Below are 13409 nucleotides of genomic sequence, written 5' to 3' on the forward strand. Positions count from 1 at the left end.
CTCCAAAGAAATCTTATTATACCATACCCATTCACACCGGGCAGGGAAAACCATTCTCTTTCATAGCCAGATATAGCGCTTCGTCCGTCAAATGATTTTCTTCATTCGTAAGAAGAAGAATTTTTCTGTCCTTTTCCGGGTAAATAACCAGCCTCTGCCACTCATAAAAATATGGTCCATCCCCTAAGTTTCTCACATACCCCATAAGCAGCCTTAAGAGGTATGCCGTTTCCTTGATATCCGTCTGGCAGTCATTATCGTAAAAGCCTTTCCATTTATCGTGACAGCAGCTTTTCATGGCTTCATCAGCCGCCTGATAACAATCCGCAGCCTGTCCCAGTTCATAAAAGGCCCCTAGATAATCTTCCTTCTCAAAGGAAGCATACCCCTTCGTGAAATGGATGGCCCCGGCCAGACATTCCGTATGAAGCCTGACCTGAAGCAGGAGGGAATCCTCCCACAGCCTCCCGGCTTCCTCCTTTAGCCTGGTGCAGGTTTCCAAAAGCTTTTTAAAGCGAGGATATCCACTTTCACATTTTTTCTGATACCATATGACCTGATAGGAAAATCGTTCCGATGGGATACACCAATTTAATTCCTCACAGGGCTTTACACCCCCATCCTTCATCCAGCCGTGGATGAAAACCCTTGTCACATAGTTGTAAAACTGTTCCCCTGCGTGCTCATCCTCTCTGGTTCCATAGGGAATGGTACTGTTGAAATATTCATAAAAACATTTCTCCATTTCCAAAAATAACGGTTTCTCCAGACGGCTGGAAGAAGCTTCGTCTATATAGTAGGATTTTAAATACCGCTTTAAATGGCATTCCATGGTTTCCGGTCCGCTATTCCAAAGGGAGGAAATGAAATCAAGAGGATAAACGTGAGGCTTTATATTGGAGCAGTTAATCAGCCACATATCCTTTATACCGCAGTTGTAAGCATGGTTTAACTCCTTCTCAATAAATTCCATGGAATTGGGAATCATAGTGAGTACATTGGCAGCCTGAAGATCATAAAAGGAGACGTGATAATAGACGCCGTGGCGCTGGTCCCATAGGTTTTTTCCCGGAAGCGCCGTCACCCTGGGGTTGTGGTTTCCCTGCCTTCTGGATACCATTTTCCCATAGCCGTTATCCGCCCATATCATAATCACGTTATCCGGCAGGGTCAAATGGCCCTGTTGGTATAATTCCATGGTTTCTCCGTAGAGGTTGGTGCAGAAGATGGGATCTTCCACGTATTCCTTTACCAGGTCGGCCTGCGCCTTCATGATGCTGCTTATAAGCTCTCCCCTCCGCTCAGGGGTATCATAGTAAGGGTCCTGTTCCCAGAAAGGGGTGTCTCCCTGTCCCCTAAACCCAAGATTCCAGATAATGCGCTCTTCTTTCTGCCTTTTAATTCCCTCCGCCCATAGTCGGCGGAAAAGCTCGGGATTCTCTTTAAAAGATGGATTCTTATCCGGGTAGGCCCGCAAAAACATTTCCGCTCCCAGGGGTTCTGCATGGTGATGGGTGATCCATAACCCCATGGAGGAGGCCAATCCTGCATACACCTTAGAATTCCTGTCCGTTCCTGGGATCACAACATTTCCGCCACAGCGCAGCAGTGCTTCAAAAGCCATTTCCCAGGGATAGGCTGCATCCTTTCCCCCATCCCAGCAGCTTAACAGGACTTCATCGTTGATAAACCAGCCTCTGAAGGCTACTCTTTTAGGGGCGGAATGGTATTCAGATACAGGAATTACGGCACTCTCCTTTTTTGTGAACTTCTGGTCATTCCAGAACCAGAAGGGGAGAATGCACAGATAATGTTCACTGATATGGAAAAGTGCATAGAGGAACCCCAAATCATCTGCTGCTTCAATGACGAGTTCATTCTGGCTATTAACCCGGATCACAAACTCCTCTCTTCCCAAAGGACCTTTATTTAAAATGATCTTTCCCTGACCGGGTTCCGTATTATTATCCAGAGGTGGTCTTAAAGTCATATCCATGTCCCTGTAAAAACGATTTATTCCACGGATAACCGGCTCACTTTTATAGTTTGAATATATGGTTGTTTCATGGTTTAAAATAAATCCGTTCATCACAAATTAACTCCTTTCAACTTTCCAGCCCACGCTTTCTGGGAATAAGGGTATACCCCCAGGGTTTTTCCGGCAAAAGCCTGCTATTTCTTATTTTATATGAAATCAAATAATATGGAAATGTAATTTTCCTGTTTTCGTATTGAAAAAAAGCGACTTTCTGATTTCCATAAACCGCCTCATAACCTTTTAAAAATGAAACATAGCATATCCGGATTTAAAGTTACAAAAGCGGCCCCTGCAAAATCACAGGGACCGCTTTTACTTTTCTATTATAATGGGCAAGGCTTATATCATATTCAAATACCTGATCGCATTTAAATGAGCGTTATCCAGCCGTATGGTCTCCATGAAAGCCGCCTTCGCCCCCTTTATATCTCCAAGCCCCATTTTTCCAAGCCCTATAAGATAGTTGCAATGGGCTTTGTTTTTCTTATCCAGGTCATCTTCATAAATCAGGAAATCAGGCAGGGATACGGCGAAATATTCGATCTTCATGTGATCGAACATATGCTGTTCTCCGTAATCCAGCAGCTTATAGAACCTGGCCCTGGCCTCCACCGGTTTTCCCAGCTTTTCCTTAGCCAGCCCCTGGTAATAGATCATATCCGCAGGCTGGTCATTGTAATACATCATGCCTGCCGGTTCATCCGTTCCTACACTGGCCGTTTCATAACAGGCTCTTGCTGCCTCAATTTTCCCCAGATTCTCCATGACCACGCCCAGATAATAATTGATATGATTGTCCTTTGTTCCTTCTAACTTTCCTTCTCCCAGATTCTCCGGATACTTCAGGGCCTTTGATAAGTATTCTTCCGCCCTGTCCCATTCCTTTGCATCCATGGCCTGCCTGGCAAGCTCCACAAGGGAGACCACATACTGGGCGGTCACTTTTCCCTCTCCGCCTTCCCATGGATGGAATTGATAGCTCATAATGAATTCGTATGCCTCTCCATAACGTCCCAAAAGATTTAAAAGTGTTGCATATTCAATCATCAGATCGTCACGCTTCATAAATACGTCTCTAGCAGCTTCATATTTTTCCAGACGTTCAGCCGCAGGCATATCCAGCTTTTTGTAAAGCTGATCCAATTCCAGAAAGATCCTTGCATCGGCCGGGTTTAAGCCATAGGCCTTTTCCATAGCCTCTCTTGCCTTTTCCCTGTCCTTTTCCTTGTTGTAATAAGCCAGTGATAAATTTCTCCACACGGTTGGGAACCGGGGATTTAACCGGGCGGACTGCTCCCAATAAGAAAGAGCAGTACGGTACTGAAGCTTATCATAATATAAATTTCCCAGATAATAATTGGCGTTGGCTCCTTCCGGATTCCTTTCCGCCGCAAACTTAAGCACTGAGATATCCTCCAGCTTATTAGGGAAACAGTAATCCGTGCTGCAATCCTCCGCCTGCTTTAACGCTTCTTTTACAGCTTCCGATCTGTCTTTTCCCATAAGCATCAGATAATAGGCTTTATAGTAATAGAGCATGGGCCATTTACTAGAACACTGGTCCAGAGTCTGGACGGCGGCTTCGTATGCACCAAATTCCGCATAATGTCTGGCTGCCATTAAGTAGTTTTCGTGAAAGCCTCTGGCCAGCCGGCTTATCTCCAGCCGGATTTCTTCCTGACGTTCTAGCTCCAGATAAGCTGCTTCCAAACGGGATATATAGTCAAAGGAGTCCACCTTCAAATTCTCCGCAACGAGAGCCCTGGCTTCTGCCGTCCTGTCCAGCCTGCGCAAGAGATAGACGTTTAAGGCTCTGGCCTTTACATTATGAGAATTTCTCACCAGTCCCTTTTCCGCAAATTCCAAGGCACTTTCATAATTTCCTCTCATGGATTCGATGCAGGAAAGATAATAAAAGCTCATTTCCTGCTGCTCACCTGACCACGTAGCCTTATAAAAGGCTTCAAAGGCTTCCCCGGTCTTTCCCTGATACAAAAGCGCCAGGCCCAGATTGTAGTAAGGTTCAGAGTCATAAGGGTTGGGATTTTTCCTCACGGCCCGTTTTAAAGCCTTCCTGAAATGCTCCTCTGCCTCCTCAAAGCAGCCTCTGCGCATGAGCAGGGAGCCATAGGCATTATTGATGCGGATATCTTCAGGATCCCTTTTTAAGCCTTCTATGTAATAAGGATCCGGTCTGTAAGTAGCATGGCGGTACTGCTCGATATGAAGCCCGGTAAGATACAGCTCTTCATTTGTCATGAGCTTTTCCGGATCATCGGCCGCTTTTGCAGGGCTTGGAAGCTTTGGAACCTCCTTCTTTAAGGGGGTATAGGAAACCAGCTCCCTTTCGCCGGAAAGTACTTTAAGAGTCAGCCTTGTCTCATCCTCCACACCAGTATGCAGCGTCTTTTCATAAGTATGGACCGGAGAAAGAAGGGTGGTTTCATCAAGAAGTGTCTCCTTACCGTAAGTCAGCAGAATCCTCGCATCCGGATACTCCTGGGTTCCGTATGCAACTATATGGACCTCATTTTCCCTTGTCTCCAGGTTTATGACGGCGTGAATGGAGGCGTTTTTTACGGGACCAACGGCTTTATAAGGCATGAAATACTGGGTAAAAGTCTTTTCCTCCATTGGCTTTAACCAGGTGAAATCCGGCTGGTTATCCGTGTAAACACCGGTCATCAGCTCAATGTAAGGACCGTCCTCATCGGTCAGGTTCCGGTCCCAGGCCTTTCCGAAATCCCCGCAGCCCCAGGTCCACTGCTTCTTTCCTGGCGAAATGTGATGGTCTGCCACATGAAGGATTCCCGCCCCCACCTGGTAATCATAGCCGCCTACAAAGTTAAACTCACTCTTTTCAGCCATGTAAGAGGTAGGAACCGGAATATTCTTATAACGGGAAATATCAATGCCTTCCCTGTAGTCATGCTTATAATAAACTCCTGTTGCAATGGGGAAACGGGATACATCCCTTTTTCCATGATCCATAACGGCATGGACATCCGGCGGGAAGATGGACTGAGTGTAATCATTGACCGGAACCGCCGGGTTTGCCCACCATAAAAAGGTCTGGGGCATTGGAGTGGGGTTGTAAAGCTGGCCTTTTATCTCGATATAAGCCTTTCCGGGATACAGGGTAAAACTGGCCTCCCCCTTGGTTCCGTACATCTGGTCCACATCGCAGATCCGGCAGGTTTTAGAACCATCCTCATGTTCTAACAGCATATAGTCCACAGGGGAATAGGTGGTTGGCCGGTGGTGCTGGGGCCAGTTAAATTCAATCCCGCCGCTGATCCAGGGCCCGCAGAGCCCTACCAGGGCGGGTTTTATGACATGGTTGTAATAGACGAAATCATATTGATTCGTTTTGTCAAAGGCCCGCTGGATCCTTCCGCCAAGCTCCGGGAGTATCATTACCTTTAAGTATTCATTTTCCAGCCAGACTGCCTGATAGGCTTTGTCCGTCCTGGTATCATGGATCTTCTCAATGGTAGGATAAGGGTAAATTTTTCCCGAGCTTCCCTGATAAACACGGCTTTCCAGAAACATCGGATTTTTATCCGCTTCCCCCACCTCATAGGTGGGTATGACGATGGACTCCTCCCATATTTTAACTGCTTCCATACTTAGACCTCCTTTTAAGTTCTTGCCTATACTATATAATCTTTTATCATGGTTTTCATTAGCTTTAGTTGCTTACTAGTTTATAAAAATTGCTCTAATTCAATTGACGAATTACCGTTTATTCTCTATAATGGTTTCATAAAAAAAAAGGAGGGCCCATATATGCTGTCTACAGAACGCGGGGTCATCTCAGGGTCGGATTATTATGTTTATACGCCCAGTGCCCAGGCAAAAAGAATTTTCCTATATCCCATCAACATGGGACTTTTCCGGTATGAATCCGGATATTCCCTTCATCGGAATTCCTATGACAGCTTCCTCATCATGTTCATCCGGAGAGGAGAATGCCAGGTCGAAACAGGCGGACGAGTCTTTCATGCAGGCGAAGGGCAGGTAGTGATACTAAACTGCTTTGAGCCTCACGCCTACTGGACGACAACGGGCTGGGAAGCGGAATGGCTCCATTTTGACGGCATAAGTGCGGCAGGATATTATGATGCAATCCTGGATGGCGGCCCTCCGGTCATTACCCTGAGGGATACCTACCGTCTGGAAAAATATCTACACAAAATTTATCTGCAGTTTCGGGAATGTATCTCCGTCAAGGAGGCCTGGCTGAACAATTACATTGTTAATATTCTAACAGAGCTTTTGGTTAACAGGGACTTTGAGCATTCAGAAAACGTCTCCTCCAGCATCATTGAGGACACCATTGCCTACATCAACGAACATCTGACCGATCCCCTTACCCTGAAGGATTTGGCGGACCAGGCTTCCTTAAGCCCCTTTTATTTCAGCCGGCTGTTTAAAAAGGAATCCGGATTTTCACCTCACGAATATGTGATCGCTGCCAGAGTCAACAATGCCAAGTTCCTTCTAAAGTCCCTGGACATCTCCATCAAGGACATCTGCTTCAGCACAGGCTTTACCAGTGAAAGCAGCTTTTGCACCACCTTTAAAAAGGTGACGGGAATCACACCTTCCGAATACCGTTTTTCTATCAGGAACTGAAAAAAGCGCCCCTGCATTGCAGAGGCTGCTTTTTTTCATCACCAGGCAATCCGTTTATTCCGCTGCTTTCCCCATCACTTCCTTGTAATTTTCGGGGGTAACGATCACCGCGTCTACGGCTGTCTCCATAGGAACCTCTTTCCCGCTGATCACATCGTATAAAACATTGACCGAGCCGGCTCCTACCGAATCAGAGGAGAAATAGGCTGCTGCCTTCATGCAGGTTCCGTCGGCTCCCTTGTTGTTCCACTCATCCTTTGCCATATAACCTCCCAGGCCTACTGCAGTTGCATTGGCGTCTAATCCTGCGCTTTCCAAAGCGCGGACTGCACCCACAGTTCCTTCCTCATTGGCTCCCGTCACCAGCCACTTCTTGATTTCCGGATGGGCGGTGATGACTGATGTAGCGGCTACATTTCCCTTATCGGTAGTTCCGTCATGATCGGCTTTGAAAATCCTCTCTTTCGGAAAATCAGGGCAAACCTCCGTAAACTTGTCGAATTCTCCTTCTGCCCTGGGAACACAGGAGGAAACCGTATCCATGGTCAGAATCATCAGCCCACATTCCGGATCTCCTGCCAGATCATTTTTATTGGCATAATCCGCCAGCCACTGGCCGTTGGCCTGTCCGATTACATATGCATTAATGCCCACCCATGGAGCGATCTTTTCTCCCGCTTCCGTCTGGAGCGCATCATCGGCCGATACAATCGGGATGCCAGCTTCCTTGCATTTGTCAACCACAGCCTGGGACATGGTCTGGTCCGGGATACAGGTAACGATTCCCTTTGCCTTATTTGCAATGGCATTGTCAATGGCCTTTAAGTATTCTTCCGGATTCATTTTTGCATCCACATAGATAAATTCATCTCCCTTTTCTTCCACTGCCTTCTGGGCCGCTGCTCCTTCGTCTATGAACCATGTCTGATCCCCGGCCTTGTAGATTCCATAAACGACACCCTTTGCCCCTGCTTCCGTCTGGGTCCCGCCTGTTGTTGTCTCTGCCGTACCTGCTGTCGTGGTTTCCGCCGGCTTTTCATCGTTAAATCCACTGCAGGCTGTTAACCCCATTGCAATTGCTGCTGCCAAAATAACCGCTGCTGTTTTTTTCATGATTTAAACCCTCCTGTTTTAATTTTTGCTCTATCTTCAGAAAACCTGACGGTTTCCTTTGGAACGTTATAAATTCTTCATGGATGCTGCCAGTAAATCCCGCTCTCTCTTCTGCTTTCTCAAATAGTCTGTTGCCAGGGCGAATAAGAGAAGCCCTCCCTTTGCCACAAACTGCCAGAAGCTGGGGACATTTACCATAGTAAGACCTGTATTAAAGGACTGGATCAGTATGATTCCAAGGATGGTTCCTCCCATATTTCCCACTCCCCCGATAAAGGATACTCCGCCCAGAATAACCGCCGTAATAGCATCAAATTCCAGGTTCACATTAGCCGCCGGCTGGCCGGAATTCATACGGGCCGCGAAAATGATTCCGCCGATGGAGCAGAGGATTCCCATCATCACATAACAGGTGGTAATGATCCTTTTGGGATTTAATCCGGCAAGTCTGGCAGCTTCCATGCTGCCGCCGATGGCATATACGCTTCTTCCGAATTTTGTTTTGGAAAGAATGATGCCAAAGATAATGATACAGGCCACCATGATCCATACGGAAAGGGGAATGTTCAAGATCCTTGCTTTTCCCAGGATGAGAAAGGTCCTGTTGCTGATGGAAACCGGCTTACCGCCGCATACGATATAGGCAAAGCCTCTGATAATGGACTGGGTCACCAGGGTTGCAATAAAGGCCTCCAGATGAATCCGGTTCACCATAAAGGAATTGAAAAATCCGATGAGGACCCCGCAGCCAATGGTAAGAATCAGAGCAACCCCGAAAGGAACTCCCTTGCCTACCAAAAGAGCCGCCATAACGCCGGAAAACGCAGCCACAGATCCGGGGGACAAGTCATTCTGCCCTGCAATGATTAAATATGTATGGCCCACGGCCACCAGCCCTACAAGGGAAGCCGCCACCAGAATATTGATTAAGTTCGTAACCGAAAGAAAGTTCTTATTCAGGGAGGTAAAAAGTCCAAATACCACCACGATTGCCGCAAGCAGTACGATCTTGTCACCATTTATTTTGATTCTGCTTTTCTTATTTGTTCCCATTATTCCTGTACCTCCCCAATCATACCCAGACTCAGAAGCTTGCTCTCGGTCGCTTCCTTTGCCGCTATTTCTCCTGTGATTCTCAGTGATTTCATGACGATGATCCTGTCCGACAGACCGATCACCTCAGGAAGCTCGGAGGATATCAGAATGATCCCCAGTCCTTCCTTGGCAAACTTACAGATCATATGATAAAACTCCGATTTGGCGCCTACGTCAATTCCCTTGGTTGGCTCATCCAGGATGAGCACCTTTGGATTCGTGCTGATCCAGCGGGCCACAATGCATTTCTGCTGGTTTCCGCCGGAAAGCTCTACGATCTTTTTGTCAGGAGACGGAGTCTTGATCTTAAAATCCTGGATTCCCTTTTGTGCCAGCTCCTCTTCCTTCTCCCCGTTTACAAACCCCAGCCTGTTGGAATTGGCATCCAGCATGGCGATGTTCATATTATCGCTGACGCTTAAATTCGAAAGGATCCCCTGAAGCTTCCGGTCCTCCGGCACCAGAACAATCCCATGCTCCATGGCTTCGTGAGGAGAGCGGTTGCGTATTTTCTTCCCTTCCAGATAAATCTCACCGCTTTTTACCTCGTCAGCTCCAATGACGGCCCTCATAAGTTCCGTCCTTCCCGCCCCTACAAGGCCGGAAAAGCCCAGCACCTCTCCTTTTCGCAGTACAAAGGAATTCTCTTTCACATAGTCTGAGGATAAGTTTTTCACCTCCAGAAGTACATCTCCGATCACCTTATTCCTGTCTAAGCTTCTATAAATATCTCCCAGGTCACGGCCCACCATCATGCGGATCAGTTCCGCTTCCGGCACCGTTCCTGTCTCCACCGTTGCCACGTAGCGCCCGTCTTTAAAAATCGCCACCTTATCCGTAATCCTCCGAAGCTCGTCCATGCGGTGGGATACATAGATGATGATTTTTCCCTCTTCCTTTAACTTCCCTATGATCTTAAACAGGGATTCGATCTCCGAATCCGACAGGGAGGCCGTAGGCTCGTCAAAGCAGATCACCTTTAGATTTTCTCTGGAATAGGCCTTCATAATCTCCACCATCTGCTGATAGGCGATACTTAAATCCTTTACCTTAGTGGCTGGACTGATGGGAAGGCCAAAATCCTCTATAATTTTTGCAGTCATCTCATTTGCTCTGCGGATATCGATGAAGCCCAGCCTGCTCACAGGCATCCTCCCCAGATAAATATTCTCCGCCACGGATAATTCCAATAGAATCTGACGCTCCTGATATATGACGGAAATCCCTTCCTCAATGGCCTCATGTGGAGACTGAAAATGCTTCTGGACTCCATCCAGGAGATATTTTCCCCCGGTAGGCTGGTAATCCCCATTGAGCACCTTTAACAGAGTGGACTTGCCGGCCCCGTTTTCCCCTAAAAATGCCAGAACCTCCCCGGAATACGCCTGAAAGGATACCTGGTTAAGCGCCTTTACTCCGGGAAAATATTTGGATATATTCTGGAATTCCAATACGCTCCCCATGTCTTACCTCCTCTTTTTTATTCCAGCTTTACGTTTTAATAAGTTCATTATATCATCGAACCAAAATTCATCATTATGTAGGTTTGCTCTATCGTTGCGAAAAATTGCTCTCATTTATTCCTGTCCCTCCTTTCAATATGATGAAACGGCTTACTTCCGTTCAAAATTTTGCCATCAATCCTCTTTTTTACCACAAATTGCACCCGGGCTCTCTTTCCGCACCTGTTCTTTCTGACCGTTTATTATCTGGATCCCATTGCTTTCTCTTGCTCTGTCATTTTGAAAAATTGCTCTTCTATTTTTTTGCCCTTTCCCTTTCAGGGGCAAATCCTTATACTGGTTTTAATGGAGGATATGCGTATGAAAATCAAAACCAGAGAATTATGGAATCAGGCGGGAACCGCTTATACGGTTTATGATATGAGCACCAGCCTGGGCATGACGGTTTCCGTAACGGCGCTTGGAGCGGCCATTCAACGGATTTCCTTAAGAGAGGAAAGCGGCAGGGATCAGCCAGTCACCCTGGGCTTTGAGAATATGGAACCATATGAAAACTGTATCTACTATGCAGGAGCCACCCTTGGACCTAATGCCGGAAGAATTGGGGAAGCCTTACTTCCTGTAGGGCCGCAGATATGCCGGCTTTCAAAAAATGACGGAAAAAATCAGCTCCACGGAGGGATTAATCACTTATCAGCCAAACTCTGGCAGGTAGCTTCTGTGGCTTCCGGCCTGGAATCGGCCTCTATCCTTCTGTCTGCAGTCCAGCCTGACGGCCTGGATGGGTATCCGGGCAACAGGATCTATCACGTCAACTATACCCTGGAAGACACTAACTGGCTTACCATAGAATACACCGCGGTGACGGACGCTCCCACCTATATCAACATGTCCAACCACACCTACTGGAATCTTTCCGGTGATTTTTCTGTCTCCGGGCTGGAACAGGAGATCCAGATATTTGCAAATAACGTGTGCTTAAATACTAAAGACCATCTGCCCGCCGATATCATTCATGCCGCAGATACCGTTTTTGACTTCCGGTCTTCCAGGCAGCTTCTATCCCTTATCCGTTCTGTTAAAAGCCCTGTCTGCAAGGAGCAGCTTTCTATTGGAAGGGGATACAATAACGCCTACATCCTTAATAGAAATCAGACGTTCCGTCCGCTGCGGTCTGCGAAACGGACGGCAGAGATTAATAAGGCCTGCATCCTGCGGGATAGGAGGACCGGACGAACCCTGAAAGTAATGACGGATGCACCTGCCCTGGTTTTGTATTCCGGAGGGTTTTTATCCCCTGGAATGACTTTGTGCGGCGGTGCGCAATCCTCTTCTTCTTGCGCCATTGCACTGGAGGCACAGGATATTCCTGATGTGATGCATCTGCTGCCCGGCAATTACCGGCTCACCACCCCGGAACAGCCGTTTTTCAGGACCATCCGGTACCATATTTCATAGTTAAAAGCGTCATCCCTCTTGCCATACTCTCTTTGTTTATTATAATATAATTATCCATATAATAGTCAAATACCCGAAAGGAGAATGGCATGGAACTTAAGTGTAGTTGCTGTAATAAATTGTGCACTTCAAAAATCCCTCTTTTTGAGCCACTTTCTATAGAAGAGCAGAAGGAACTGGTATCAAGGGCCCGGCATCTGGATTACAAAAGAGGAGAAACGGTTTTTCATGAGTATGACCCGGCAGACAAAATACTGGTCATCCGTTACGGAAAGGTTAAAGTCAGCCGCTATTCCCTGGAAGGAAAAGAATACGTTCTTGATATACTGGCAGAAGGAGATATCTATGGAGAGCAGAACATATTCGGCGGAACAGCCTTTGAAGCAAATGCCATTGCCCTGGGAGAATGCGGGGTATGTCTTATCTCCTTGACAGATATCCAGGAACTGATATTAAAAAAACCTGAAATCGGAGTCAAACTATTGAACGTGGTAGGACAAAAGCTGTCAGCGGCAAATGAGCTGGTGCAGCTGTTATCTGTCAACGATGCCAAGGCCCGTGTCGCTGGTTTTCTTTTATTCAGAAGCAGCCGGATCAAGGGAGAAACCATTGAATTGACCAGGGACGATATATCCGCTTATATTAATGTCAGAAGAGAAACCATAAGCAGAAAGCTTGGAGAACTTCGCAAAGAAGGCGCTATTGAGTTAGAAGGGAATCGTAAGATCCACGTCAGAAACAAGGATATTTTAAGAGATATTTTTGATAATGAAACATAAAAAATAAAAAGTTTTAAAATAATGATTTAAATCACATTTTTTATTCTCTTTTCCGGATATACTGGCCTTACAAACAAAAACAAACGTTTCTGAATAACATAAAATTCAGAAAAGAGGAGGAGAATATGATTACAGGTAAAATGAAAGTGACCGATGTGGTTAAGGCCTATCCGGAAGCCATTGAGATCTTTAATGACTTTCATATTGATTATTGCTGCGGCGGAAAGGATTCCTTGGAAGAAGCCATACAGAAGCTGGGAATCGAATCAAAGAGCTTTATCGAACTGCTGAATAAAAAGATTGTGAATCAACCTAATAGATCAAATAAGGGACAAGTGCTGGCCGTGGAACGGTTGACAGAAATGGATGTCCCGGACCTGATTGATTATATTATTGACACTCATCATTTGAAAGAAAGAATCCTGCTGGCAGAAATCGATGAGCTGATCAACAAGGTCTTGCTGGCTCATTACGAGCATCATGAAGCACAGCTTCTTCCCTTACACGGGCTTTTTTCAGACTTGAGAAAGGAGCTCCAGGAGCATTTCGCAAAGGAAGAAAAGCTTATTTTCCCTTATATGAAAAAAAGCTTTGCTGGTGACATGAGCGCCGGATATGTGAAGGATTTAGAGGATGAACATGAAGCAGCCGGAAACCTGATAAAAGAAATCACAGCCTGCACCAATGATTTTACTGCGCCAAAAGACGGCTGTGCTTCTTACCGCCTGGCATTTCAAAAGCTGCAGGAGCTGATTAATGATGTGTATATTCATATATTTACTGAAAACTCACTGCTGTTTCCAAAATATGAAGGAGGAAATTGAT

At 46.3% G+C, this 13409-nt stretch carries 9 protein-coding genes; 4 read left to right on the plus strand and 5 right to left on the minus strand.

Going from position 1 to position 13409, the window contains the following annotated elements:
• Positions 1 to 31 precede the first annotated feature (31 nt).
• Together RT269_RS06275 and RT269_RS06280 are read right to left on the minus strand one after the other, a co-directional pair.
• On the minus strand, positions 32 to 2089 hold the full coding sequence (locus tag RT269_RS06275; protein WP_313181304.1) for a glycosyl hydrolase 115 family protein: 2058 nt from the start codon (positions 2087 to 2089) through the stop codon (positions 32 to 34).
• Between the two features lie 288 nt (positions 2090 to 2377).
• Positions 2378 to 5665: a DUF5107 domain-containing protein gene (locus RT269_RS06280; protein ID WP_313181305.1), complete on the minus strand. Its 3288-nt coding sequence runs from the start codon at positions 5663 to 5665 to the stop codon at positions 2378 to 2380.
• A 162-nt stretch (positions 5666 to 5827) separates the two neighbouring features.
• Here RT269_RS06280 and RT269_RS06285 point away from each other — a divergent pair, with 162 nt between their 5' ends.
• On the plus strand, positions 5828 to 6676 hold the full coding sequence (locus tag RT269_RS06285) for an AraC family transcriptional regulator (protein ID WP_313181307.1): 849 nt from the start codon (positions 5828 to 5830) through the stop codon (positions 6674 to 6676).
• A gap of 54 nt (positions 6677 to 6730) precedes the next feature.
• Here the strand turns inward: RT269_RS06285 and RT269_RS06290 are convergent, their stop codons facing one another.
• The 3 genes from RT269_RS06290 to RT269_RS06300 all read right to left on the minus strand — a co-directional run bounded on the left by RT269_RS06290 (position 6731) and on the right by RT269_RS06300 (position 10347).
• Positions 6731 to 7789 (minus strand): arabinose ABC transporter substrate-binding protein, encoded by a 1059-nt coding sequence (locus RT269_RS06290; RefSeq protein WP_313181309.1) that lies wholly within the window; start codon positions 7787 to 7789, stop codon positions 6731 to 6733.
• Between the two features lie 66 nt (positions 7790 to 7855).
• Positions 7856 to 8842 carry an ABC transporter permease gene (locus RT269_RS06295; RefSeq protein ID WP_313181310.1) on the minus strand — a complete coding sequence of 329 codons (987 nt, stop codon included), beginning with the start codon at positions 8840 to 8842 and terminating at the stop codon, positions 7856 to 7858.
• A complete protein-coding gene (locus tag RT269_RS06300; RefSeq protein WP_313181311.1) occupies positions 8842 to 10347 on the minus strand; it encodes a sugar ABC transporter ATP-binding protein in 1506 nt (501 codons plus the stop codon). The genes RT269_RS06295 and RT269_RS06300 overlap by 1 nt, the downstream gene beginning before the upstream one ends.
• 360 nt (positions 10348 to 10707) lie before the next feature.
• Here RT269_RS06300 and RT269_RS06305 point away from each other — a divergent pair, with 360 nt between their 5' ends.
• From RT269_RS06305 to RT269_RS06315, 3 genes are all read left to right on the plus strand, one after another.
• On the plus strand, positions 10708 to 11805 hold the full coding sequence (locus RT269_RS06305) for an aldose epimerase family protein (protein WP_313181313.1): 1098 nt from the start codon (positions 10708 to 10710) through the stop codon (positions 11803 to 11805).
• A gap of 89 nt (positions 11806 to 11894) precedes the next feature.
• Positions 11895 to 12584 carry a Crp/Fnr family transcriptional regulator gene (locus RT269_RS06310; RefSeq protein WP_313181314.1) on the plus strand — a complete coding sequence of 230 codons (690 nt, stop codon included), beginning with the start codon at positions 11895 to 11897 and terminating at the stop codon, positions 12582 to 12584.
• A 125-nt stretch (positions 12585 to 12709) separates the two neighbouring features.
• Complete coding sequence (locus tag RT269_RS06315) at positions 12710 to 13408, plus strand: DUF542 domain-containing protein (RefSeq protein ID WP_313181315.1); 699 nt, start codon at positions 12710 to 12712, stop codon at positions 13406 to 13408.
• Position 13409: the final 1 nt, after the last annotated feature.

This window comes from Lacrimispora sp. (assembly GCF_032078915.1).
Lineage (GTDB): Bacteria > Bacillota > Clostridia > Lachnospirales > Lachnospiraceae > Lacrimispora.